A 309-nucleotide genomic window follows, 5' to 3' on the forward strand; every position below is an offset into this window, starting at 1 on the left:
GGCAATATTTTCTGAATCTTCAATAAATGGGCGTAAATTAACTTGCAAGTCTAATTCAGTGAAAGCAACACAATTGTTGTTAATATCGGTTGCTCTTACAAATAAGCTTTGTGACAATGGATTTTCATTGGTATATGGACTTAATAATCCGTTTTCAATACTTAAATCTTCTGCTTCGGCTTGGGTGGTGAAGAATTCGATTTCATAATTGGGGTTTCCCCCTGTAATTCCTTCAATTTCTGCTTCTAAATCAAATTCAGCAAAACCATTATTCTCTTCTGAAGTATCACACTCTTCAAGTAAATCTGG

General features: G+C 34.3%; 1 protein-coding gene. It reads right to left on the reverse strand.

Annotated elements, in window-relative coordinates; all coding sequences use genetic code 11:
• The coding region (locus G7034_RS10890; RefSeq protein ID WP_166400987.1) for a hypothetical protein at positions 1-309 on the reverse strand (309 nt) is incomplete at both ends.

Origin of the sequence: Psychroflexus maritimus, assembly GCF_011089875.1 — a bacterium.
GTDB lineage: Bacteria > Bacteroidota > Bacteroidia > Flavobacteriales > Flavobacteriaceae > Psychroflexus > Psychroflexus maritimus.